Origin of the sequence: Nocardia mangyaensis (genome assembly GCF_001886715.1) — a bacterium.
Lineage (GTDB): Bacteria > Actinomycetota > Actinomycetes > Mycobacteriales > Mycobacteriaceae > Nocardia > Nocardia mangyaensis.
In genome coordinates, this window is the sequence record NZ_CP018082.1 from 3,601,139 (window position 1) to 3,624,905 (window position 23,767).

Here is a 23,767-nt window from a genome sequence, read left to right on the forward strand (position 1 = left end):
TCGCAGGGGCATTGCCGTCGGGCATCGACCAGAGATCAGGAGATCGAGGAGTCGCCTCCTGGCGGTGGTTCAGCCGCCACCGGCGGCCCGTCACCTACCCGGCCGAAGCGGACCCGCAGTGGATCCGCAGTAGATCCGAACCAGTGCGCCTGATGATCGGGGCCCGTGACCGAAGACAGGTCGCGCAGACGACAACCCAGTAGGAGCCGCCATGTCGCAGGAACCGAAACCGCTCGCAGTCCCCGTTGGCAGCGGTCATCACCCGTCGCGTTCGGCGGCCCTGCGATGACCGCCGCCGAACTCGTGCCGAAAGCAGGCCGGCGGGAATGGTTCGGACTGGCGCTGCTCACCCTGCCGCTGCTCGTCCTGGCCTTCGACGTCAGCGTTCTGTACCTGGCCGCGCCGCAGCTGACTGCCGACCTCGCGCCCACCGCGGTGCAGCAACTGTGGATTCTGGACATCTACGGATTCCTGATCGCGGGCTTTCTCGTCACCATGGGGTCACTCGGTGACCGGATCGGGCGGCGCAGGCTCCTGCTGATCGGCGGTGCCGCCTTCGCGGCCGCGTCCGTGCTGGCCGCCTTCGCGCCGTCGGCGGAGCTGCTGATCGCCGCGCGGGCGCTGCTGGGCATCGCGGGCGCGACCCTGATGCCCTCGACCCTGGCCCTGATCAGCACCATGTTCGTCGATCCGCATCAGCGCAGGTTCGCCATCGCGATCTGGATGACGGTGTTCTCCGCCGGGGTCGCTGTCGGCCCGGTGGTCGGCGGGGTGATGCTGGAGCTGTTCTGGTGGGGATCGGTGTTCCTGCTCGCGGTGCCGGTGATGGCGTTGCTCGTCGCGCTCGGGCCGATTCTGCTGCCCGAGGAGCGGGGGCGAAGCGCGGGCGGGTGGATCGACCTGCCCAGCTCGGCGCTGTCCCTGGCGACGATGTTGCCGCTGGTGTACGGCTTCAAAGAGTCGGTGGCGCATGGCATCTCGGTCTCGTCGATGACAGCGCTCGGCATCGGCGTGGGCGCCGGCGTGCTGTTCGTGCGCAGGCAGCGCCGGCTGCCCGATCCGATGCTGGACGTCTCGCTGTTCACCAGGCGCGTGTTCGTCGGGGCCGTCGCGCTGATGCTGCTCGGTACGATCGCGATCAACGGCGTGTTCTACCTTGTGCCGCAGTATCTTCAGCTCGTCCGTGGCGTCTCGGCGCTCGCCGCGGGACTGTGGATGATCCCGATCGCCGGAGTCTCGGTGCTCGCCTCGCTGTGCACGCCCCGGCTGGCGCGCCAGTTCGGGCGCCGTGCCCTGCTCGCCGGTGCCGGGGTGCTCGCGGCGGCCGGTTGCCTCGGACTGACCTTCCTCGAGGTCGATACGGCGCTACCGATCCTGCTGGTCTGCGTGTCGCTGGCGGTGCTCGGCAACACACCGACCGGGGTGCTCGGCACCGACCTGGTGGTGAGTTCCGCGCCGCCCGAGCGCGCCGGTTCGGCCGCCGCGATCACCGAGACCGCCGGTGAAATGGGCGTCGGCGTCGGCATCGCGCTCACCGGTACCCTGGTTGCCGCCGTCTATCAGTCCACGATGGCCGACCAGCTCCCCGCGACCGTCCCCACCGAAGCCGCCGCGGCGGCGAACGAGGGTGTCGCCGCAGCCGAGTCGGCGGCCCGTGCCCTGCCCACCGAAGTCGGCGTCGCGCTGGTCGACACCGCCCGAACCGCGTTCACCACCGGGTTCGCGGCCGCCGGCTACCTCGGCGCGGCGCTCGTGGCCTGCATCGTCGGCCTCGTGCTACTGGTCGTGCCATCGGATCGAGGCGAGGGCTCTGACGAATCCGGTTCCGCGGGTGAGGAAGAGAAATCCGGGGCGAGACTCGAGGAGCCCACGAGCTGAGCGGTCAGCTCGGCCAGCTGAATTCGGGGTCCGCGAGGTAGTCCTGGCGGCGGGCATCGAGAGCCATGGTGACCATCTGGTGCGCACCGGGGCCGATGATCTTGCGCAGCGGCGGATGGGGCTCGGCGACGAGGGCCAGCAAGCCGACAGCGGCGAGCTCCGGTGCGGCTTCGACCCATTCGCCCTCGGCGGCCGGTTCGGTCGAGGCTTCCTCGGTCGACGGCAGGGCCGACAGGTCCGGGTAGTCGGGCATACCGAGGATGGCTTCGCGGGCGGCCGAATAGGCCGGAACGGCCTCGGCGAACTTCATGCTCGACTTCGCCCAGTCGGTGTCGAAGCCGCCCATCTGCGCCAGGGTGACCTTGATACCGAAGGGGCGCAGTTCGTCGGCGAGGGAGGCGCTGAAGCCTTCGAGCGCCCACTTGCTGGCGTTGTACATGCTGAACAGTGGCAGGGAACCGACCGCGCCGACTGTCGAGATCTGCACGATGTGGCCCGACCCCTGGGCGCGCAGGTGGGGGAGTGCGGCTTGCGAAACCCACAGCGCCCCGTAGAAGTTGGTGTCCATCTGATCGCGGATCTGCGTTTCGGTCAGTTCCTCGAGCGCGCCGACCAGACCGTAGCCGGCGTTGTTGACGAGGACCTCGATGCGGCCGGTGACATCGAACGCCTTGGCCACCGTGGCGAAGACCTGCTCGCGATCACGCACGTCCAAGGGCAGCACCGTGAGTCGTTCCTCGGCGAGGTCGGACATGGAGCGCGGGTCGCGGGCGGTGGCGACGACGGTGTCGCCGACCGCCAGGGCAGCGACGGTGAACGCCCGGCCGAGACCACGATTGGCGCCGGTGATGAACCAGGTTCTCGCCGATGGAGTTCCGGTGTCGGCTCCCGTCGAGGTGGGACGGACATTGCTGGTTTCGCCGCGAGTCAACTGTGTGCTCCTCCACTACGGTGCCGAGACGCTCCGTCTCGTTGATGAGTAGATCATTGCGCCCATTCAACTGATTGTCAAGACGAGACGTTTCGTCTTGCGGGAACAGCGCAATGGTTTATCGAGGTAGGGGAGGGGGTGCCGATGTCGACGAGCTTTCCCATGCGGGGGAGTGCGGTCGTGAACGCCCGGGAAGGTGCGGGGAGCAGTCGGGAGGTTGTGGCATGTGCAGCTTCGACTCGGCCGGAGCGGCAGCAAGCAAGATAATGATCAATCTAGATACGTAGATATGCGCATCTATTGATGATAATAAACCCACTGCTCATCCATCAAGCACGAAAACTCGAATTCAAAACAGGCCACGGACGGCAGCGGGGTCAGGCGAGCTCCCGCTCTGTTGATCAGGCTTTGGGGCGCTCCGGCAGGACGAGCTGGGCGCCGGTGGTGGGATGGTCGAAGACGTCGACCGGGTGCCGGTAGATGTCGGTGAGCAGTTCGGGGGTGAGGACGTCGCGTGGTGGGCCGTCGGCGGCGACGCGGCCCTCGTCCAGGACCGTGACGCGGTCGGCGTAGGCGGCGGCGACGCCGAGGTCGTGGACGACCACGACCACCGCGGCACCGTCGGCGGCCCGGGCGGCGGCCAGGCGTAGGACGGCTTCCTGGTGGCCGATGTCGAGGGCGGCGGTGGGCTCGTCGAGCAGCACGGTGGCGGTGTCCTGGGCGAGGACCCGGGCCAGGGCAACGCGGGCGCGTTCGCCGCCGGACAGCGACGGGAAGATCCGTGCGGCGAGGTGGGCGACGTCGGTGGCGGCGAGGGCTTCGGCGATGAGTTCGTCGTCGCGGTCGGCGGCAGGGGTGTGCAGCCAGGGGGAGCGGCCCATGGCGACGACCTCGCGGGCGGTGAACGGGAAGCCGACGCTGTGGGACTGGGGCAGCACGGCACGGCGGCGGGCCATGTCGGCATGGGTCCAGTGGGAGAGGGCGTGGCCTTCGAGTTTCACGGTGCCGGTGGTGGGCTCGAGTTCGCCCGCGAGGGCGGCGAGCAGGCTCGACTTGCCCGCTCCGTTCGGGCCGACCAGTGCGACGATCTCGCCCGCAGCGACCCCGAAATCGACGTCCGCGAGTACGGTCCGGTTGCCGCGTTGCACGGTGAGCCCGGTCGCGCGCAGGGTGACCGTGCCGGGTTCCGGCCGGGCCGGTACATCGGGAGTGCGGGCGAACAGCGACCGCCAGGGGGTCGGGCGCCGTCGGGTTCGGGGCTTGTGCGCGCGGAGGTCGGTCATCCCCAGCCTCCCGCCCGCGCCCGGGTTCGGCGCAGCAGCCAGAAGAAGAACGGGCCACCGATCAGCGAGGTCAGCATCCCCAGCGGCAGGTCGGCATTGTCGACGAGCGTGCGGGCGGCGACATCGGCGCCGAGCAGGACCACCGCGCCGACGATCGCGCTGAGCGGGACCAGCACGCGGTGCCCCGGTCCGACGAGCATCCGCACCAGATGGGGCACGATCAGGCCGACGAACAAGATGATGCCGCTGAACGCCACCCCGGCGGCGGTGAGCACGGCCACCGCCACGATGACCTGTCTGCGCAACCGTTCCACATCGACACCGAGATGCCGGGCCGCGGAGTCGCCGAGTGCGAGCAGATCGAGCCGGGGCGCGATGAGGATCGCGGCGAGGATGCCGGCGCAGGCCAGCGTCGTCACCACCGCGACCGCGGACCAGGTGGCGCCGTTGAGGCTGCCCAGTTGCCAGAACACGATCTGATCGCGGGCAGCGGGCGTGGCGACGAACAGCAGGAACGCGATCAGTCCGCCCGCGAAGGCGTTGATCGCGACCCCGGTGAGGATGAGCGTGACGACCTCGGTGCGCCCGCCCGACCGCGACAGCACGTACACGAGCGCGGTGGTGATGAGCCCGGCGACGAACGCGGCGGCCGCGATCGACCAGGAGGCCATGAACGCGCCACCGACCACGATCACTGTGCCCGCGCCCACCGCGGCGCCGGCCGACACTCCGATCACTCCCGGCTCGGCGAGCGGGTTGGCGAACACGCCCTGCAACAGCGCACCCGCTGTCGCCAGGGACGCGCCGACCAGGATGGCGAGCGCGACGCGCGGGAAGCGCACCTCCCACAGCGTCACCTCGCCGGCGGGGTGCGCGGGCACCGGGCCGAGGTCGAGGCCGATCCGGTGTGCGACGCTGCCGAGTACTTCGGCGGCGGTGGTCGGTACCTGGCCCAGCACCGACGACACCAGCGCCAGCACGACCAGCGCCAGCAGTGCGGCGGCGAAGACGATGGTGACGCGGGTGGTCCGATGCTTGGGGTGTGGCAGCGGGTCGGGGGTCGCGTCGGTGATCCGCGGGGTGGTCGCGGAGGTGGTCAGGTCGGGGGCATCGCTCATGCCGGTTCGCCGTAGACGGCCTCGGACAGGGCCGAGATGACGCGTCCGGTGTTGGGGCCGAAGCTCAGGACCACGGCGTCGGACATGTCGACCACGCGGTGGCCGCGCCCGGCGGGGGTCTGGGCGATGCCGGGGATCTTCACCAGTCCGTCGACGCCGCCGACCGACTCCAGTCCGTCCGACATCACCAGCATCACATCGGGCGCGGCGGCGATCATGGCCTCGCTGGTGATGGCGACGAACGGTTCGTCGATCCCGGCGGCGGTGCCCGCGTCGATCCCGCCGATGGCGGTGATCAGGGAGTCCGCGCCCGAGCCGGGTCCGGCGATCATCGTGATCGCGGTGCTGCGCAGGTACAGGAACGCGATCTTGGGTTGCGGGTCCTGTGCCGGTACGGCGGCGCTGGCGGCGGCGATCTCGTCGCTGGTGCGCTGTCCGAGTGCCGTACCCGCGGCGGAGACGCCCAGTGCGTCGGCGACGGCCTGAATCTGCGGGACCACGCCGTCCATGGTGCGCTGCGGATCGAAGTAGACGACGGTGACGCCCGCGGCGCGCAGTTGGTCGCGCACGGCGGGCGCGGCGCTGGTGGTGTCGGTGAGGAAGACCGACGGGCGCAGCGCGAGGACCGCTTCGACGCTGAGGGCGCCGTTGCCGCCCGCCACGTTCGGCACGTCGGCGACGGCCGGGAAGGAGGCGGAGGTGCTGCGGCCGACGAGGTTCTCGCCGAGGCCGAGGGCCCACACGGTCTGGGCGATGGTTCCGTAGCGGTCGACGGCGATGATCCGTGACACGTCGGTGACGGGGACCTCGGTGCCGTCGAAGGACCGCGCGGTCGTCGGGAGCTGTGGCGTCGGCGCGGGTCCGATCGGGACCGGGTCGAGGTCGCCGAGTTGCGCCGTCGACGGTCCGCCGGTTGTTGCAGTCGATGCAGTATTGCTGTCGGTGCACGCGGTGACTCCGGTCAGCAGCGTCACCGTGATCATCGCCGTCAGCAGACCACGCAGTTTCATGAAGGTAAGGCTAGCCATCATTCGGAACGGGCGCTCACATCGTCCAGTGCCGCGGCGATCGCGCGCGGCAACTCGAGGGTCTCGGCGGCCAGCACGCCGGTGAGCTGACCGATGTCACGGGCACCGACGATCATGCTCGCGATCCCCGGTCGATCGCGAATCCAGGCGAGGGCGACCGCCAGTGGCGAGGTGCCGAGTCCGTCGGCGGCGGTCACCAGCGCGTCGACCACCCTGGTCGCGCGGTCGTCGTCGAGCCTGCGCCGGATCTCGGCCGCCGTGGCCTCGTCCGCGCCCCGCGAGTCCGCGGGGACCCCGTCGCGGTACTTGCCGGTGAGGACGCCGCCGGCCAGTGGTGCCGAGGCGATGATGCCGACGCCGTGGTGGCGAGCGGCGGGAATCACATCGTTCTCGGTGCCACGGGCGAGCAACGAGTACGGGCTCTGTGCCGCGGCGATCGGGGCGATCGCCGCGAGACTGGCCAGTTGCCAGGCCGCGAAGCCGCGCACACCCGCGTACCGGGTCCGCCCGGTGCGCACCGCGGTCTCGAGGGTCGCGGCGACCTCGTCGAGCGGGGTGTAGGGGTCCCAGGCGGCGATGCTCCAGATGTCGAGGTGGTCGGTGCCCAGTTCGAGCAGGCTGCGGTCGAGTTGCTTGAGCAGGGTTCGGCGCGAGGCGTCGATCACCGGGCCGGTCGCCGCGGGGGCGGGCATGCTGTCGCCGACACCGGCGCCGGGCGGGTGCAGCACGACGCCCGCGCTGCCGCTGAGTACCAGATCGTCACGGGCGACGAGGTCGCCGAGCAGATCGGCGAGGATCCGCTGTGCGGCGCCGTCGCCGTAGACGGGGGAGAGGTCGACGAGCGTGCCACCGGCTTCGGTGAACGCTGTCAACTGCACTGATGCCTCGTCGGCGTCGGTATGAGTCCCCCAGGTATGGGTCGCCAAGCCGATTCGCGACACCCGAAGGCCGCTGCGTCCCACCGTCCGCTGTTCCATCACCGCGCCCGCGCTTTCGTCACGGCGACAGCCTAATGGGCCCACCTGTCTGCCCTGCTCCGACGACCCGGGGGCGCACCGGTGTGAATCCGATCGCATGGTGGCGGGCGGCGGCTGTGGGCGGCGGCGGGTAGGGTCGCTGCGTGATCGCGGCCGGTATCGGCCGCAGGTGAGGCAAAAGCCCAGGAGGACGCGGTCTTTCGGGCGTGAGGCAGCAGGAGGACGCGGTGGGCGAGTCGATGACCTGGTTCCAGGCATTGATACTCGGACTGGTGCAGGGGCTCACCGAGTTCCTGCCGATCTCCTCCTCCGGACACATGCGGATCGTCTCGGGCGTGTTCTTCGGTGACGACGCGGGTGCCTCGTTCACCGCCGTCACCCAGCTCGGCACCGAGCTCGCGGTGCTGGTGTACTTCGCCAAGGACATCCGGCGCATCGTCATCGCCTGGTTCACCACGCTGGGTATGCGGTGGCGGGAACGTTCGCAGCGGGAGGTCGCCGTCGGTGACCGGGTGACCACGAAACTGCCGGTGATGGATCGCAGCGCTCGCGACGCCCACGAACGCGACACCCAGCGTGAGCTGGACTATCGCATCGGCTGGTACGTGATCATCGCCACCATCCCGATCGGTGTGCTGGGTTTCCTGTTCAAGGACGAGATCCGGACCGGGGCCCGCAACCTGTGGCTGGTGTCGTTCATGTTGATCGCGTTCGCACTGGTCATCGCCGCCGGCGAGTACTACGGCAGCAAGATCCGGCCGATCGAGAAGCTGACCACCCGCGACGGGTTGATCATGGGTCTGGCCCAGTGCCTGGCGCTGATTCCCGGCGTCTCGCGTTCGGGGGCGACCTCGACCGCTGGTCTGTTCCTGGGTCTGCAGCGCGAGGCGGCGGTGCGCTTCTCGTTCCTGCTGGCCATTCCCGCGGTCACCGCGTCGGGCCTGTTCAGCTTGCCCGATGCCTTCGAACCCGCCGGTGAGGGGCTCAATGCGAGTGGCATGCAGTTGCTGGTCGCCACCGTCGTGGCCTTTGTCGTCGGCTATGCCTCGGTGGCCTGGCTGCTCAAGTTCGTCAGCAACCATTCGCTGTACTGGTTCGTCGGTTACCGGATCATCGTCGGCCTGATCGTGATGGGCCTGCTCGCCGCGGGCGTCGTCTCGGCGACCTGAGCGCGGTGAGCACTGATGGCTAGGCTGGTGTCATGACGGTGATCCTGCTCCGGCACGGAGTGTCCACCTCCAATACCGCGCGCACCCTCGCGGGGCGCGCACCCGGAGTCGAGCTGACCGAACGCGGCACCGAGCAGGCGGCCGCGGTCGCCGACCGGCTCGCGACGCTGCCGATCGAGCACATCGCCAGCTCACCGCTGCTGCGCTGTCAGCGTACGGTGGCGCCGCTGGCCGACAAGCTCGGGCTGGAACCGGACTGCGACGAGCGGCTCATCGAGGTCGACTACGGTGACTGGACCGGGCGCCCGATCGCTGAACTGCTCACCGAACCGCTGTGGCAGGTCGTGCAGCGGCACGCCTCCGGTGCGGTGTTCCCCGGTGGCGAAGGGCTCGCGCAGATGCAGCAGCGTGCGGTGGGCGCGGTGCGCGATATCGAGCGGAGCCTGTCCGAGCGTGCGGGCCGCGATGTGTTGTGGCTGGCGTGCGCGCACGGAGATGTCATCAAGTCGATCCTGGCCGACGCGCTCGGCCTGCATCTGGACGGCTTCCAGCGGATCGCGGTGGAGCCGGCCTCGATCAGCGTCGTGCGCTACACCCGGCACGGACCGGCGGTGTGGAAGTTCAACGACACCGGCGCCGATCTGTCCGCCTTGGCCGCCGCCGCACCGACGTCGTCGACGCCTGGTGGAGAGGTGCCGGGGGCCGCGAGCGCGGATAATGGGAATGCGAGGCACCGCGATTCCCCTTAGAGGGAGGGTGTTCGTGTGTGTCGATCAGGGTCACGTATCAGGAGGTGCATGTGTCACGCGCAATCCATGTATTCCGCACCCCCGATCGTTTCGTCGCCGGTACCGTCGGCGAGCCGGGCGATCGTTCGTTCTACCTGCAGGCCGTGCAGGAACCGCGCGTGGTCAGCGTGCTGCTGGAGAAGCAGCAGGTGAAGGTGCTCGCCGACCGGATGGGCCTGCTGCTGGACGAGGTGGCGCGCCGTTTCAACGCCGAGGTGCCGCCTGAGGGTGAGGACGTGCACGATGTGGCGCCGCTGGTCACCCCCATAGACACCGAGTTCCGGGTCGGCACCATGGGTCTGGGCTGGGACGCCGACGCCAATGCCGTGGTGGTCGAGTTGTTGGCGATCACCGAGACCGAGGTCGACGAGTCGGTGGTGCTCGATGACACCGACGAGGGTCCCGATGCGGTGCGGGTGTTTCTCACCCCGATCCAGGCCCGGGAGTTCGCGTTGCGTTCGGCGCGGGTGATCGCGGCGGGGCGCCCGCCGTGTCCGTTGTGTGGGGAGCCGCTCTCGGCGCGCGGGCACATGTGTGTGCGCACCAACGGCTACAAGCGCGGCGAGATCTTCGGCGCGGCCGAGATCGAGGAGGAGTGACCGGGTGTCGGTGATCACCGAGGGCGAGTTGGAGATCGTCGGGCGGGTGGGTGTCGCCAGCAATCTGACGCTGGTGTGTGAGATCGCCGCCCCCGAACCCGATGGTGCTCCGCTGCGGGTGGTCTACAAGCCGGTGCGTGGGGAACGGCCGCTGTGGGATTTCCCCGATGGCACGCTCGCCGGGCGTGAGGTGGCGTCCTATCTGATCTCCGAGCAGCTCGGCTGGGGTGTGATCCCCGAGACGGTGTTGCGTGATGGGCCGTTCGGGCCGGGCATGGTGCAGCGCTGGGTGACCTCGGTGGACAATCACACCGATGCCAGGCAGCGGCACGACCTGGTCGATCTGTGTACGCCGGGCACCGTCCCGACCGGGTTCTGCGAGGTGCTGCGCGCGCTCGATGGTGACGGCAACGAGGTCTCGCTCATCCATGCCGACGATCCGCGCCTGCAGCGGATGGCGGTGCTGGATCTGTTGCTCAACAACGCCGATCGCAAGGGCGGGCACGCGCTCGAAGGCGTCGATGGTCAGGTGTATGGGGTCGACCACGGCATCTGCTTGCACACTGAGCCGAAACTGCGGACAGTGCTGTGGGGGTGGGCCGGGCACGCGGTGCACGAGTCGCTGCTCACCGACATCATGACCTTCGCCGCGAATCTGTCCGGTGCGGTGGCGGATTCGCTGGCGGTGCACATCACCGATGCCGAGGTCACCGCGTTGACCGAGCGCACGAAGGCGTTGCTCGAGGACCCGGTGATGCCGGTGCCGAACTCCGCGCGCCCGATTCCCTGGCCCGCGTTCTGAGTCGGCACCGGCCTCAGCGGTCGGTGGCTGGTCATCTCATCCGATGGCGGTCCCTTCCAGCTCGATGAGCTGGCCGGGTAGCGCCAGGCGCGTCACGCCGAGCATCGTGGTGGTTGGTGCCACCCCGGCGGCGCCCAATCGTGCGGCCAGCACGCCGTAGTGCTGGAACAGCAGGTCGACGTCGGTGGTGTAGACGTTGAGCCGGACCAGGTTCGCCAGTGACATCCGCGCCGCGCCGAGAACGGCCTCGAGGTTGTCCAGACTCAGTCCCAGCTGCGCGGCCATGTCCCCGTCGTGTTCGGGTTTTCCGTCCTTGTCGGTGGCGGTCTGCCCGGAGCAGTACAGGGTGCGGGTGTGTCCGGAGACGATCTCGCCTTGGTTGAATCCCAGCTCCTGTGACCATGTCACCGGGTTGACCGCGGTTCGTTCGATTGTCACTTCTGCTCCATTCGCTGCGTTTCGGTAGCCGCCGTCGTCGACGGGTGTGGACGAGCCTGCCCACAAATCACGACATCCTCGGTCAGGTATTCCGATAGAGTTCTCGGATGCGCGCCGACCGCTTGGTTTCGCTGGTGCTGCTGCTACGTCAGCGCGGTCGCCTGACCGCGGAGACGTTGGCCCGTGAGCTCGAGGTGTCGACTCGCACCGTTCTGCGCGATATCGAGGCGCTGTCGGCGGCGGGCGTGCCGGTGTACGCCGAACGTGGTCGCCACGGGGGTTTCGCGCTGCTGCCTGGTTTCCGGACCGAGCTCACCGGGCTCAATCACGACGAGGCCCTTGCCCTGCTGACGGCCGGATCCGGGCGTGGTGAGCAGGTGTTCGGCCTCGGTTCGGCGCTGGCTTCGGCCATGCGCAAGGTGGTCGACGCGCTACCGGAAAGTCGTCGGGTGAGCACCAGCGATGCGGCGCAACGGTTTCTCGTCGACCCGCAGACCGATCTGCTGGCCCGTCGGGCGGTCACCGAGGAGGTGTCGAGCGCGGTGATGATCGCGGTGCGGCGCGCGGTGCTCGCTGGGCGCAAGCTGCGTATTCATTACGCGGCCGCCGATCAGCCGCCGCAGTGGCGCACGGTGGACCCGATCGGCCTGGTGACGGTGCGTGACCGGGCTTATCTGCTGGCCACCCGGTCGGGTGTGGACCGCACCTATCGCCTTTCGCGGGTTGTGGCCGCGGCGGAACTGCCCGAACCCGCCCAGCGTCCGAATCAGGTGGATCTGGACCGGATCTGGCGGGAACGCAGCGCGCGGTTCCGGGCCGGGGGCGATCAGATCGCGGTGCTGGTACGGGTGCATCCGTCCCGGCGGGAGGAAGTGTTGAACACCGCGGTGGCTGTTCTCGTGGAAGCACCCGATGCGGATGGCTGGTCGCGCTTGGAGCTGACTTTCCAGGATTCACGACATGCCGAATGGGCGTTGTGGCAGCTCGGATCCGACGCCGAAGCGCTGTCCCCGCCGGAGTTGCGCGTCGCCTTGCACGACCGTGCCGCCGCGCTCGCCGACCGCTACCGCGCCTGAGCGCACCGCTCACGGTGTTCGTGTCCGCCGGCGGGGTGAGGGCCGGATCGTGCCTGCACACGGTGGGTTCGCTCGGTCTTCGCAGGGTTCGCCGATTGTTCTGTTTTCCCGGTCAGAGCCGGTGTTAATGTGCTCCAAGCACTTTCGTCCCGACCGTTAGATCAGAGGAAAACCTATGTCGACCCGTTCGATCGTCACCACCTCCGCCGCCGCGCTGCTGCTCACCGGCGCGGTCGCCGCTGTCGCCGCGCCCGCGCAGGCGTTCCCGGCCGGTTGGTGGAAGGAGAAGACCTTCGTGTGCACCGCGACCGACCGCAACACCGGTGCGCCGCTGCCCGATGTCACCGTGCAGGCCCCCGATCAGGTCGGTGCCGCCTACTACGCGCTGCCGCACTTCGGTGCCGACGCCGACACCCTCAACGTGCAGTGCTACGCCAAGGAGTGATCAGTTGAGTGTGGTGTCGCCGCTCCCGACGCGCGGCGACACCACCTCTCGTTCGGGGTGTCAAGCGTTGTCCTGCAAGAACTCCCGAACCGGTACTGTCTGCCCGACCAGTGCATGGCCGGCACCGGGCAGTAGGCGCACCTCGCCGCGCGTGAAGCCACCGCGGGCGATTTCGGCGGTGCGGGTGGAGTCGAACAGCGCGTCGTCCTCGCCGACGATTATCAGTACCGGGATGTCAACCTCCTGGAGTTGCTCGCGACGGAATCGGGGTAGTCGTCCCGGGCGGGGCGAGAAGTGGGTGAACGTCAATTCCACCTCGTCGAGTATCTCCTCGGCTGCCGCGTCCTCGGGGCCGAGTCCGAGCCCGACCCGTGCCGCGTCGCGGACCGAGTGCCTGCCGAGCAGCCGGAGCCCGAGCGCCTTCACCAGCCACCCGTACCGGTGTTTGCCGAGCCCGCCGGGGCAGAGCAGGACCAGGCTCGTGACCCGCCCTGGTCGGCGCAGCACGAAGTCGAGCGCTGTCCATCCGCCCAGCGACATCCCGACGAGTGCGACGGTGTCGAGTCCGAGGCGATCGAGGACCTCGTCGAGCCAGCTCGCTGTCGCGTCGGTGCTCAGGTCGAGCCGGGTCGGCGCGCTGAAGCCGGGTTCACCGGGCAGGTCCACCGCGTAGACGCGGTAGTGCGCCGACCAGTCGGTGACATCGCCGCGCCAGGTGCTGGTATTGGCGCCCGAGCCGTGCAGCAGCACCAGCGGTGGCGCGTCGGCCGGTCCGGAGGCGAGGACGAATGTCTCACCTGCGGCGGTGGGGACGCGGAATTCCTCGCGCGGCACCGGCCAGGCGTCCAAACGTGCCCGGTAGCGCTCTTCGATGGCGCGTCGGCCGGCGTCGGATTTGTAGAGGGTGGTCATGAAGTGAGGACTCCGTCCATGTAGTCGAGCAGTCGTGCGGTGTCGGCGAGGCCGCCGAGCACGATGACCTTCAGGCGCGCCCGCGCCGGGTCGTAGCTCGTTTCCACGCGCAGGGCCGGTCCGCCGGGACCGCGGGTGGTGGCCGTCGCGGTGAGCAGGGTGGTGACCCGGTCGGCCATGGCGCGGTCGATGCTGTCGATCTCGACGATGCAGGAGGCCTCGGCATGCCGTGTGCCACCGGTTGCCGTGGCGGTCGTGATCGGCAGGCCCGTGAACGCTTCGAGGTCGTCGTGGGCGATCCGGTACTGCTTGCCGATGCGGGCCGCGGGCAGTTTGCCGTCGCGGACATAGGTGCGCACCGTGCGGACGTGCAGTCCGAGCAGTTCGGCGACCTGCTCCACCGAATAGAAGCGATCTGTCATGCAAATAACCCTAAACGAACGTGCACATATAGATCAATAGGGATGTTTGAGGAGTATTCAACTGTGAGAATGGTCGCGGGACAAGCGGTGGGCCCACCTCACGCGGGCCCGCCACCCCTGAACGCGGTCGATCCGGCCGACAAAGCCACGACCAGGGGTTCCGTGTGAGCCGAAGCCTTGACGGTGTCGTCGGGACACGGTGGTGCGCAGGTGGCGAGCCGCGCGCCGGCACCGCGGGCAAGGTCTGGACCGGGCCGCGGGCCGAGCGCCCGCACGGGGGCTCTACCCTCGAATCATGCAGTCCTGGTCCGATATCGCCCTACCGACCGTCCCCGGAACAGGGCCGCCGTTGCGGTTGTACGACACCGCCGATCGCCAGGTCCGCCCGGTCACCCCTGGCGCGACCGCGAAGATGTATGTCTGCGGCATCACCCCCTACGACGCCACCCACCTCGGACACGCCGCCACCTACCTGGCCTTCGACCTGGTCAACCGGCAGTTGCGCGACGCGGGCCACGATGTGCACTACGTGCAGAACGTCACCGATGTCGACGATCCGCTGTTCGAACGCGCCGCCCGTGACGGCGTCGACTGGCGCGATCTGGGCGACTCCGAGGTCGCGCTGTTCCGCGAGGACATGACCGCGCTGCGGGTACTGCCTCCACGCGACTACATCGGCGCCATCGAATCGGTGGAAGAGGTGGTGGAGCTGGTGCAGAAACTGCTCGCCGCGGGTGCCGCCTACATCGTCGACGACGCCGAATACCCCGACATCTACTTCCGCACCGACGCCACCGAGCAGTTCGGCTACGAGTCCGGCTACGACCGCGCCACGATGGAGGCGCTGTTCGCCGAACGCGGCGGCGACCCCGACCGGGCCGGGAAACGCGACACCATCGACGCACTGCTGTGGCGGGCCGAACGCGACGGTGAGCCGTCGTGGCAGGCGCCGTTCGGAGCGGGTCGTCCGGGCTGGCACATCGAGTGTTCGGCGATCGCGCTCAACCGCATCGGCACCGAGTTCGACATCCAGGGCGGCGGCTCGGACCTGATCTACCCCCACCACGAGTACTCGGCCGCGCACGCCGAGGCGATCACCGGCGCGCGCCGCTTCGCCCGCCACTACGTGCACGCCGGGCTGATCGGCCTCGACGGCGAGAAGATGTCGAAGTCGCGCGGCAATCTGGTGCTGGTGTCGAAGCTGCGTCGCTCCGGAGTCGACCCGGCTGCGATCCGCGCGGGCCTGTTCGCCGGGCACTACCGCAGCGACCGCATGTGGGACGACGAAGTGCTCGCCGCCGCGCAGACCCGTCTGGCCCGCTGGCGCGAAGCGGTCTCCCTGGACGGGGGCCCGGCCGCCACGGCCACGATCGCCCGGCTGCGCCAGCACCTGGCCGACGATCTGGACACCCCGAAGGCGCTCGACGCCGTCGACAACTGGGCCGAACGGGCCATCGCCTACGGCGGCACCGACACCGAGGCGCCCGCCCTGGTCCGCGCCGCCGTCGACGCGCTGCTCGGCATCACGCTCTGAGAACACCGGCGACCTGCGCCAACCTGTAGCCACTGCCGGCGCGATGAGGTGAGGCGCTCGGCGCGGTGTGCCGTCGGCACGGCGACCATCGGACCGAGCTCGCCCACTATGCTCGATGGCATAGCCGTCGAGGAGAGGATCGCCCGCCATGGGAGCGCGCTCGGGAACCCGAGAGAGGATGCTCGTCGCGGCCGTGGAGCTGATGCGCGAACGCGGTGCCGGCAGCGTCACCGTCGACGCGGTGCTGGCGCGCAGTCAGACCCCGCGCGGGTCGGTGTATCATCACTTTCCCGGCGGCCGTGCCGAACTCGTGCGCGAGGCACTGATCCGCGCCGGGGACACGATCGGCGTCATCATCGAGGACGCCGCCGGCCGCGGCGCGCTCGGCGCGCTGCGCTTCTTCGGCGAGTTCTGGACCGCGATGCTGCGCGCCTCCGATTTCACCGCGGGCTGCCCGGTCGTCTCGGTCGCCGTGGGCGGTGGCCCCGACGACGACGAACTGGGCCCAGTGGTGGCCGCGATCTTCGACCGCTGGCACGCGGGCCTGGTCGCCACCCTCACCGCCGAGGACATCCCCCGCGAGCGGGCCGAGCCCTTGGCCACCCTCGCGGTCGCGGCCATGGAGGGCGCCGTGGTCCTGTGCCGCGTGCACCGTTCCACCGCCCCACTCGACGCGATCCTCGCCGAACTCGAGGAAACGTTCACCGCCCGCCTCGCCCGCCCGCTCGTCGGAGGACATCACCCAGGCGGCTGGTCGCGAAACCTGTGACCGGCGGACAGGAGCCGAACGATCTCGGTTGACCGGGAATCGCTGCGCGCGCACCGGGCAGGGCCTACCTTCGGACCATGGACAGTATCGAGATCGCCTCACCGGCGGGGAAACTCGACGTGCTGTTGTCGCGGCCGTCGGGGCAGGGTCCGTGGCCGGGGGTGGTGGTCGTGCACGACGGCCTCGGCGTCACTGATGATCTGCGCGGTCAACTCGAGCATCTGGCCGCCAACGGGTATCTGGCGATCGCGCCGAATCTGTTCACCCGTGGTCGTGCCCGGTGTATCAAAGAGATCTACCGTGCCCTGTTGTTCACCGGCGCGGGTCCGGCGGTCGGTGAGATCGTGGCCGCCCGTGACCGCTTGGCCACCGAGGCCGACTGCACCGGCCGCATCGCCGTGCTCGGCTTCTGCATGGGCGGCGGTTTCGCCCTGCTGAGCGCGCCCGCCGGTTTCGCCGCCGCCGCGCCCTTCTACGCCTCGCTCTACGGCGACTACAAAGCCCTGCTCGCCGGTGCCTGCCCGGTGGTTGCCAGCTACGCCACCCGGGACCCGTTCCTGCGTGACGGTGCGATCAGACTCGAACAGGCGCTCACCGTCAACGGTGTCGAACACGACATCAAGACCTACCCCGCCACGCACGGCTTCGCCAATGTGTTTCCCGGGAACGCGGTGCTCGAACGCATCGGGCTCGGCCACGACGTGACTGCCTCGGCGGATGCCTGGCGCCGCGTCTTCGAGTTCTTCGACCGGCACCTGCGCACGGACACCGCGTGATCGCGTCCCGGTTGCCCGCGGTGTGCGGCGTTTATACTGTGCCCATTCGCAGCTGATCTGCTCATCGTCTGATCGGAGAGCGTCCCATGAGGTTCTACCAGCGCATCGTGGTGGGGACCGATGGCTCCGAGGACGCGCTGGTCGCGTTGGCGGTGGCCGGTGAGATGGCGGCGCGGTGGGAGATCCCGGTGACGGCGTTGACGGTGTGGAAGGACTCTTCGCGCAAAGCGGCGATCGGGCCCGAATCGGCTGCGGAGATCACCGCGGCCGCCGCCGAGATCCTGGTCGAGGCCGGAGTGCCGCAGGTGACCCGACTGGAGCTGCCCGGATCGGCGAGCACGGTGCTGCTGGAGGTGGTCGAGCAGCAGGCGGGCGCGCTGTTGGTGATCGGTGGGCGCGGACTGGGCAGCTCGAAGGCCCGGCTGACCGGGTCGACGGCCAATCATGTGTCCCATCACAGTCCGAGCGATGTGCTGTTCACCCACAAGATCCCCAAACGCTGGACCACCATCGGACTGGCCACCGACGGATCACCGAGTTCGATCCTGGCGGTGCGCCGCGGCTACGAAGTCGCCGTGGCCATGGGTGCGCGTCCGTTCCTGGTGACCGCCGCCAAGACCGACGACGAGGGAGGACAGACGCTGCTCGAAGTCGAAGGCGCCGCCGCGGTCGAGGACCCCGAGCTGTTCGGCCGTGACGTCTTGACCGGTGTCCCCGCGGCCGAGGCCCTGTGCAACGCGGCCTGGAAGTACGACATGGTCGTCATCGGCAATCGCGGAATGAGCGGCCCGGCCCGGCTGCTCGGCTCGGTGGCCAACAAGGTCACCCACGACATCGACACCAACCTGCTGCTGGTGAACACGACCCCATGACCGCCCGGAATCTCGAACCGAGCATCGGGTGTCGAAGAGCCAGGCCCCGGTCAGGTTCGTCCCCGCCGAGGAGGGCCACGGTTTCGCCAACCCGGAGCACCAGATCCGGTTCTACCGGGCCGCCGAAGAGCATTTCGCCTGGTACCTGGGCGTTCATACCAGGTTTGCTCCGGTTTAGCCGGTAACCGTCGAACATGCCCGAAACGGGCCTATCGGTCACCTATGATGACCGAACGCGCGCGGTTCGGAACACGACGGAGTGGACGCCGGATGAATGCTGGGATCGAGGCGGCCGGTTTCTTCGGCCTGCTGGACTGGGAAGAACTCACCGGGCTGAACCGTTTCTGGCTCGACATGATCAGCATCCCGATCTTCAGCGCGGTGGCCGGTCTGATCACCAACTGGACCGGGGTGATCATGTTGTTCGCGCCGGTGCGGTTCACCGGTTTCTATGTGCCGGGCCTGAAGACGATCTTCCCGTTCCTGCCGCGCAAGGTGCAGATTCTGCCGACTTTCGCCCCCGGCGGCATTCTCGGGTTCCAAGGGTTCATCCCGGCCCGCGCCGAGAAGATGGCCAGTCTCATGGTCGACAACGCTGTCGCCAAGATCGGTACCGCCAAGGACTTCTTCGACCAGATGGATCCGCGCAAGATCTCCGCGCAGGTCGCCCACGTCGCACTGCCGAATGTGCGGTCGATGGTGGACACGATCATGGTCACCGAGCATCCGCAGCTGTGGGCCGACATGCCGCCGCGCGCCCGCGAAGCCATCTACGCGCGGGTCGAGTCCGAGCTGCCCGCGATCACCGATCGCGCCTTCGACTTCATCGGCGCCAACATCGACCAGTTGCTGGATGTGAAGCTGATGGTCGTCGGCTATCTGCGGCGCCGCCCGGAACTGCTCAAAGACGTCATCTACGGGCTCGGCGCGCCGGAGCTTCGGTTCATGACCCGCATCGGGGTGATCGGGTTCCCGTTCGGGGTGGTGTTGGCACTGTGGTTGTCGTTGCTGCACTACAGCACTCCCCACGGTGACACTCCCGCGGTGATCGAGCTGCCCGGCTGGCTCTACACGATCTTGCATCTGTTGCCTGCGTGGGCGTGGGTGGTCCTGGGTGCGGCGATGATCGGGGTGGTGGTCAACATCATCGCGATCAAGGTGGTGTTCGAACCAGCTTCGCCGAAGCCGCGCTACCGGTATCCGTGGCGGGTCGCGAAGTTCGCCAAGCGCCAGCATCAGGCGGCCGCCGATCTCGGCCACGCGATCGGCTATCAGATCGTCACCCTCGATGTCGTCACCGAACAGCTGCTCGACGGGCCGAGCGGTGACAAGACCCGCGCCGTCATCGCGCACTTCCTCAAGGTCGAGATCGACCGCGTGCTCGGTCCGTTGCGGTCGGTGACCCGACTCGCGGTGGGGCCGCGCCAATTCGACGCCATCCAGGCCACCGCGGGGGTGAACCTGGCCGCGGAGATGAAGCCGTGGCTGGCCGACGATGTCGACTTCTCCCAGACCACCGCGGCCAGCGTCGACCGCCTGGCCACCGAGAAGCTGCGCGAACTGCCACCGGAGGAGTTCGTCGAAATGCTCTACACCGCCATCGAACAGGACGCCTGGCTGCTGTACGCGCACGGTGGGGCGCTCGGTGTGCTCGTCGGCGTCGCGCATCTGCTGATCTTCGGAGTGTGAGTCATGGGTGAGCCGCGCAAAGAACCCGAACCCGATCCCGGGATCCCGACCGACCTGGTCGGTCTGGCCCGCATCGCCGGATTGTCGTTGCGCCACATCGTCGGTGCGGTCACCAAGGGTGCGGTGCACACCGCCACCGACCTCGTCGACGACATCCGCGCGGGCGAACCGATGTCGCAGATCATCGACGAACGCGTCGACATGCTGCGTCGCACCGCACTGGGCGCGCTCGGGCTGACCAGCACCGCCAACGGGGTGTACGGCCCGGTCGAACCCGGCGCGGCCGCCGAGGATCTCAAGGCCATGGGCGATGCGATGATCACCGAGGGATGGGACTCGGCGCAGCAGCCGCGTGACGTGCATCCCTCGTTCATCCCGATCCTGCACGATCTGACCCCCGACGAGGCCCGCATTCTGCGCTTCCTCGCTGTCGCCGGTCCGCAGCCGGCGATCGACATCCGTACCAGGACCCCGTTCGGGATCGGCTCACAACGACTGGCCGACGGCATCAACATGATCGCCTACATGGCCGGGTGCGCGATTCCCGACCGTGACCACCACTATCTGGGCAACCTCAGCCGCCTCGGGCTGGTCCGGTTCTCCACCGAACCGGTCGCCGATTTCCGCCGCTACGCTTTCCTCGAGGCACAGCCCTCGGCGCAAGTCGCCTACAAGTCGGTGAACATGCGCGCGATCAGCCAGTACCGCCGGATCGAGCTGTCGGTGTTCGGCAGGCAGTTCTGTGACGCGTGTTTCGTGTTGGACGGCTACACCGGGGGCGGTTGGGCCAGCGACGATCGCGGCGATGTCTATCTGGGCAAGGGCCCCCGGCTCCCGTGATCAGTCCTTGCCGCGCAACGCGTCGAGCACGCGCGCGAACATCACCGACTTGATGGCGGTCATCGTGGGCTGATCCTTGCCGGTCAGTGGTGTCACCAGATCCACCGCGGTGGTGAGGACTTCGCCTTCGGTGGCGGTGGCGTCCACCAGGTCGATCGCGTGGGCGTCGGGTCCGCCGAAGCGACGGCCGGTGGTCATGGCGGCGATCGCCGTCTTCGGGGTCACCTTGGCCTGGATGAGCGCGGCCATTCCGTTGGTGAACGGGATGCGGATATCGGCCTCGGGGAAGCAGAAGTAGCCGCGGTCGGCGCGCATCACCCGGTAGTCGTGGGCGATGGCCAGCATCGCGCCCGCGCCGAAGGCGTGTCCGCCGATCGCGGCGACGGTGGGCATCGGCAGGGTGAGGACCCGCCCGAACAGGGTGTGCACGGCTTCGACGTACTGGGTGGCGCTCTCGCCGTTGGCCGCCAGCCAGTCCAGGTCAAGGCCGTTGGAGTAGAACTTGCCGCTCGCGGTGGTCACCAAGGCGCCCGCACCGTCGGCGACGACGGCGTCGAGGTGGGTGTGGATCTCGTCGAGGAAGTCGGGGGAGAAGCGGTTCTCGCCGTCGCCGAGATCGAGCACGGCGATCGCATCGTGGTGGGTCAGTGAGGGCATGGTGGTTTCCTTTCGGTGGGAATCAGTGCGGGCCGAGGTCGAGCACGGCGCGGACGGTGGCGCGCAGTTGGGCGCGTGCCAGGGGGTCGGTGAGCCGGTCGCGGCGCAGCAGCAGCGCGGTCGGCAGGTCGACCAGGCAGGTGGTGATGGTGGCGACGCCACGCCGGTCGGCGCGACCCCACAGGGTGCGTGCCAGCCGGCTCAGGGTGGCGCGCAACGCCTTCTCGGTGTCGGTGATCTCCTTGGCCAGTGCGGGCGGCAGTTCACCGGCGAGCAGCTCGGCGCGGTCGACGAGCAGCAGCAGCCGGGCCGAGTCGGGGTGGCGCTCGGCCAGGCGTGCGGGGGTCTCGGCGGCGTCGATGACCGCGTCGATCCGGGCTTCGCGATCGGTGGCGGCCAGCGCCAGGGCGACGGCTTCGGATTGCAGGTCCAGGAATCGGTGCGCGGCGCGTAACCAGGTGCGGGCCAGTACTTCCTGGCGTGAGCCGAAGGTGTGATACAGCGCCCCGTTCGACACTCCGGTGGCCGCGGCGACGGCGCGCACGGTGACCGCGGTCGGACCGGAAGCGGCGGCGAGGTTCTCGGCGGCGTCCAGGACGGTCTGCGGGTCGTGTGTGCGCGGTCTCGGCATGAACAAAAGTTTACAGAGCATTCGCTCTGTTATTCCATTCGGGTGGATTCTCTACTGTGTTCCGCCTGGATGTCGTTCCAGCACTTGATAATTCGACAACGGCTCGACTCGTCGGGCCACAGCATAGACTTCGTTATGCTTCCCCGGGCCCTCGAAACGATGGGGTACTGTTCGCATTCTTCGGCCCTGCCCGCACGAACAGAACGGCATCGCGATGTCCCGAGTGGTCACCAAGGAGCAGTACTTCGACACCGCCGTCGCGGTGCTCGCCGAGTTCGGCTTCAAAGGTCTCAACATCGGTGTGCTGTGCCGTCGTCTCGGGGTCACCAGCGGTTCCTTCTACCACCACTTCGGTTCCTGGCAGGGTTTCGTCGACACGCTGCTCGAGCACTGGGAGAACCGGCAGATGCTCGAGCTACGCGCCCTCGACGTCGGCCACGGCGACCCCGACGCCGACGTGCGCGCGATGTCGGAACTGGCCAGCGGACTCGAACACGGTGCCGAAGCGGCCCTGCGCGCCTGGGCGGCCAACGACGAATCCGTCCACGTCGCCGTCAAACGGGTCGACGCCTCGCGGCGGCGCACCGTGCACCGCGTGATCGACGGCGTCGTGGGCGACGAGACCACCTCCAGCGTGGTCACCGAGTTCGGGATGGCCATGCTGATCGGCTACCAGCAGCTCGCCGCCGCGGGCGAACCCACCGAACTCGACCGGCTGCTCGCCGAATACGCCCGCCTGATCTACTCGCACCGGCACTGACCGAGCGGCTCGTCCACAGCGCACCGGACGCCACACCTCACCTGGCTCGACACTGCGGCACGCGCGGACCGCTAGCCGGTCGAGGTAGCGAACCCGTGCCGGGCCACCACCGACCACAGGAACACCCCGAGGCTCGCGCCGACACCGAGGCCCACGCACACCGCGCCCGCCTGCACGAAATAGCCGATCCCCGACACCTGATACACCGACAGGATCAGCCCCTGGCACACGATCAGACCGGGTAGCAGCGCGCCGGTGATCCCGACCAGCACCAGCGCCGACATCGGCACCCGCAACCGTTCCGCCGAGGCCGCCGCGAGGAAACCCAGTACGACCGCCGCGATCGGGCCCGCCCACGCCGAGGGCATGTTCCCGAGATGGATCAGTGACTGGTTCACCGAGGCCGTCACCAGCCCGGCCACCGCCGCCGGGGCCAGCAGGTGGGACCCGCCCATGTTGAACAGCGCGTTGCCGATCGCGCCGAGCACTGCGAAACTGATCCCCAGCCAGACCGGTAGCACGGGCAGCACCGCGTTCGAGGCGACCCCCAGATCGAAGCGCCAGGACAGCGACAGGACCAGCAGTCCGCCCAGCGTGATCCCGCCGATGATCAGCGTCGCCCCCAGCGCCCGCGCCGAGGCGGTGAGACTGTCGGCGCTCACCATGTCGATCGCCATCGAGATCAGTTGGGGCAGTGGCGCGATGAGCACCCAGGTCGTGGCGACGAGGGTCGCCGCTTGAGCCACCGTCAACCATCCAGCAAGATGGAAGATCCCGCCGAACGCGCCCGCTACCGTCGCCTGCACAACCACCGCGAAGAACTTCGGCACCCTGTGGCCGGCGAGCCCGCGCCCGGTCAGGTTCACCACCAGCTGGGTGGCGGCGGCCAGACTCGCCGCGAGGGCGGTACCGCCGATCTGCAGGCAGATGCAGAACGCCAGCAACATGCCACCGGCCTGCAACGTCCACCAGGGAAACGGTTGCGCACCGGCATCGGCGGCCGCCAGCTCCCGGCAGGCGGTCTCAGGATCGAGGCGATCGACCACCAGCCGCCGGGCGACGGCCTTGATCCGCCGCATCCGGTCGCAGTCGAAGGCGTCCAGGGTCGCGGCTTGCGCCTGGCGCGAGTGACAGTGGCCGTGTTCGTCGACGCACTGCACGGTCACCGTCCGGCCGATCCCGGTGACCAGCACGTCCGACATGCTCCACGCGGCGGCGCACGAGGTGACCATGAGCATCATCGCCTCGGTGGCGTACCCGGATTCCAATGACGAGGTGCCCAACTCGGCCAGGAACCGCAGCTCGGCCGCGACCTGCTGTCGATCGGTGTCCTGGTTCGACATGGCGTCGAATGTAGTGCCCGCCCACCGCCC

Annotated in this window: 26 protein-coding genes; 15 read left to right on the forward strand and 11 right to left on the reverse strand. The window is 68.9% G+C overall.

Translation table 11 applies throughout. The features are described from left to right. Window positions 1-285: 285 nt before the first annotated feature. A complete protein-coding gene (locus tag BOX37_RS16245; protein ID WP_071928390.1) occupies window positions 286-1,878 on the forward strand; it encodes an MFS transporter in 1,593 nt (530 codons plus the stop codon). 4 nt (window positions 1,879-1,882) lie between these two features. On the opposite strand, the gene BOX37_RS16250 is transcribed toward BOX37_RS16245, so the two are convergent. The 5 genes from BOX37_RS16250 to BOX37_RS16270 form a co-directional block, all read right to left on the reverse strand. Then, complete coding sequence (locus BOX37_RS16250; RefSeq protein WP_084759732.1) at window positions 1,883-2,809, reverse strand: SDR family NAD(P)-dependent oxidoreductase; 927 nt, start codon at window positions 2,807-2,809, stop codon at window positions 1,883-1,885. 401 nt (window positions 2,810-3,210) lie between these two features. After that, window positions 3,211-4,092 carry a heme ABC transporter ATP-binding protein gene (locus BOX37_RS16255; RefSeq protein ID WP_071928391.1) on the reverse strand — a complete coding sequence of 294 codons (882 nt, stop codon included), beginning with the start codon at window positions 4,090-4,092 and terminating at the stop codon, window positions 3,211-3,213. Next, window positions 4,089-5,210 carry a FecCD family ABC transporter permease gene (locus BOX37_RS16260; protein ID WP_156910426.1) on the reverse strand — a complete coding sequence of 374 codons (1,122 nt, stop codon included), beginning with the start codon at window positions 5,208-5,210 and terminating at the stop codon, window positions 4,089-4,091. Before BOX37_RS16260 ends, BOX37_RS16255 begins: the two co-directional genes overlap by 4 nt. Further along, window positions 5,207-6,220: a heme/hemin ABC transporter substrate-binding protein gene (locus BOX37_RS16265; protein ID WP_156910427.1), complete on the reverse strand. Its 1,014-nt coding sequence runs from the start codon at window positions 6,218-6,220 to the stop codon at window positions 5,207-5,209. The genes BOX37_RS16260 and BOX37_RS16265 overlap by 4 nt, the downstream gene beginning before the upstream one ends. Window positions 6,221-6,237: 17 nt before the next feature. Further along, on the reverse strand, window positions 6,238-7,215 hold the full coding sequence (locus BOX37_RS16270; RefSeq protein ID WP_071928393.1) for an aldo/keto reductase: 978 nt from the start codon (window positions 7,213-7,215) through the stop codon (window positions 6,238-6,240). Window positions 7,216-7,442: 227 nt separating this feature from the next. On the opposite strand from BOX37_RS16270, the gene BOX37_RS16275 reads away from it, so the two are divergent. From BOX37_RS16275 to BOX37_RS16290, 4 genes are read left to right on the forward strand one after another with little or no spacing between them, the layout of a single operon-like run. Next, window positions 7,443-8,384 (forward strand): undecaprenyl-diphosphate phosphatase, encoded by a 942-nt coding sequence (locus BOX37_RS16275; protein ID WP_206045896.1) that lies wholly within the window; start codon window positions 7,443-7,445, stop codon window positions 8,382-8,384. 32 nt (window positions 8,385-8,416) lie between these two features. After that, entirely contained in the window at window positions 8,417-9,133 is a 717-nt protein-coding gene (locus BOX37_RS16280) for a histidine phosphatase family protein (RefSeq protein ID WP_071928394.1), read from the forward strand. Between the two features lie 50 nt (window positions 9,134-9,183). After that, a complete protein-coding gene (locus BOX37_RS16285) occupies window positions 9,184-9,771 on the forward strand; it encodes a DUF3090 domain-containing protein (protein WP_071928395.1) in 588 nt (195 codons plus the stop codon). Between the two features lie 4 nt (window positions 9,772-9,775). Further along, window positions 9,776-10,573 (forward strand): SCO1664 family protein, encoded by a 798-nt coding sequence (locus BOX37_RS16290; RefSeq protein WP_071928396.1) that lies wholly within the window; start codon window positions 9,776-9,778, stop codon window positions 10,571-10,573. A gap of 36 nt (window positions 10,574-10,609) precedes the next feature. On the opposite strand, the gene BOX37_RS16295 is transcribed toward BOX37_RS16290, so the two are convergent. After that, window positions 10,610-11,005, reverse strand: a complete 396-nt coding sequence (locus BOX37_RS16295; RefSeq protein WP_071931568.1) for a RidA family protein — start codon at window positions 11,003-11,005, stop codon at window positions 10,610-10,612. Window positions 11,006-11,118: 113 nt separating this feature from the next. Here BOX37_RS16295 and BOX37_RS16300 point away from each other — a divergent pair, with 113 nt between their 5' ends. Both BOX37_RS16300 and BOX37_RS16305 read left to right on the forward strand, forming a co-directional pair. After that, on the forward strand, window positions 11,119-12,087 hold the full coding sequence (locus BOX37_RS16300; protein ID WP_071928397.1) for a helix-turn-helix transcriptional regulator: 969 nt from the start codon (window positions 11,119-11,121) through the stop codon (window positions 12,085-12,087). A gap of 175 nt (window positions 12,088-12,262) precedes the next feature. After that, window positions 12,263-12,532, forward strand: a complete 270-nt coding sequence (locus BOX37_RS16305) for a hypothetical protein (protein ID WP_071928398.1) — start codon at window positions 12,263-12,265, stop codon at window positions 12,530-12,532. 60 nt (window positions 12,533-12,592) lie between these two features. Here BOX37_RS16305 and BOX37_RS16310 read toward each other — a convergent pair whose 3' ends face one another. Further along, complete coding sequence (locus BOX37_RS16310) at window positions 12,593-13,444, reverse strand: alpha/beta fold hydrolase (RefSeq protein ID WP_071928399.1); 852 nt, start codon at window positions 13,442-13,444, stop codon at window positions 12,593-12,595. Then, window positions 13,441-13,866: a helix-turn-helix domain-containing protein gene (locus BOX37_RS16315; RefSeq protein ID WP_071928400.1), complete on the reverse strand. Its 426-nt coding sequence runs from the start codon at window positions 13,864-13,866 to the stop codon at window positions 13,441-13,443. The genes BOX37_RS16310 and BOX37_RS16315 overlap by 4 nt, the downstream gene beginning before the upstream one ends. 295 nt (window positions 13,867-14,161) lie before the next feature. Between BOX37_RS16315 and mshC the strand changes: the two genes are divergently transcribed. From mshC to BOX37_RS16345, 7 genes are all read left to right on the forward strand, one after another. Further along, window positions 14,162-15,400: a cysteine--1-D-myo-inosityl 2-amino-2-deoxy-alpha-D-glucopyranoside ligase gene (gene mshC / locus BOX37_RS16320; protein WP_071928401.1), complete on the forward strand. Its 1,239-nt coding sequence runs from the start codon at window positions 14,162-14,164 to the stop codon at window positions 15,398-15,400. A 148-nt stretch (window positions 15,401-15,548) separates the two neighbouring features. Next, entirely contained in the window at window positions 15,549-16,169 is a 621-nt protein-coding gene (locus BOX37_RS16325) for a TetR/AcrR family transcriptional regulator (protein WP_071928402.1), read from the forward strand. Between the two features lie 77 nt (window positions 16,170-16,246). Further along, window positions 16,247-16,945 carry a dienelactone hydrolase family protein gene (locus tag BOX37_RS16330; RefSeq protein WP_071928403.1) on the forward strand — a complete coding sequence of 233 codons (699 nt, stop codon included), beginning with the start codon at window positions 16,247-16,249 and terminating at the stop codon, window positions 16,943-16,945. Between the two features lie 86 nt (window positions 16,946-17,031). Continuing rightward, entirely contained in the window at window positions 17,032-17,817 is a 786-nt protein-coding gene (locus BOX37_RS16335; protein WP_071928404.1) for a universal stress protein, read from the forward strand. 28 nt (window positions 17,818-17,845) lie between these two features. Then, on the forward strand, window positions 17,846-17,995 hold the full coding sequence (locus tag BOX37_RS34045; protein ID WP_156910428.1) for a hypothetical protein: 150 nt from the start codon (window positions 17,846-17,848) through the stop codon (window positions 17,993-17,995). A gap of 92 nt (window positions 17,996-18,087) precedes the next feature. Continuing rightward, on the forward strand, window positions 18,088-19,506 hold the full coding sequence (locus tag BOX37_RS16340; protein WP_071931569.1) for a DUF445 domain-containing protein: 1,419 nt from the start codon (window positions 18,088-18,090) through the stop codon (window positions 19,504-19,506). Between the two features lie 3 nt (window positions 19,507-19,509). Further along, a complete protein-coding gene (locus tag BOX37_RS16345) occupies window positions 19,510-20,346 on the forward strand; it encodes an Abi-alpha family protein (protein ID WP_071928405.1) in 837 nt (278 codons plus the stop codon). Here the strand turns inward: BOX37_RS16345 and BOX37_RS16350 are convergent, their stop codons facing one another. Together BOX37_RS16350 and BOX37_RS16355 are read right to left on the reverse strand one after the other, a co-directional pair. Then, a complete protein-coding gene (locus BOX37_RS16350; RefSeq protein ID WP_071928406.1) occupies window positions 20,347-21,003 on the reverse strand; it encodes an enoyl-CoA hydratase/isomerase family protein in 657 nt (218 codons plus the stop codon). It abuts the gene before it with no gap. Between the two features lie 22 nt (window positions 21,004-21,025). After that, the gene (locus tag BOX37_RS16355) at window positions 21,026-21,634 is read right to left on the reverse strand and encodes a TetR family transcriptional regulator (protein ID WP_071928407.1); all 609 of its coding nucleotides are present in this window, start codon (window positions 21,632-21,634) and stop codon (window positions 21,026-21,028) included. Window positions 21,635-21,848: 214 nt separating this feature from the next. On the opposite strand from BOX37_RS16355, the gene BOX37_RS16360 reads away from it, so the two are divergent. Then, entirely contained in the window at window positions 21,849-22,394 is a 546-nt protein-coding gene (locus tag BOX37_RS16360) for a TetR/AcrR family transcriptional regulator (protein ID WP_071928408.1), read from the forward strand. Between the two features lie 71 nt (window positions 22,395-22,465). On the opposite strand, the gene BOX37_RS16365 is transcribed toward BOX37_RS16360, so the two are convergent. Then, a complete protein-coding gene (locus BOX37_RS16365) occupies window positions 22,466-23,737 on the reverse strand; it encodes a threonine/serine exporter family protein (protein WP_071928409.1) in 1,272 nt (423 codons plus the stop codon). Window positions 23,738-23,767: the final 30 nt, after the last annotated feature.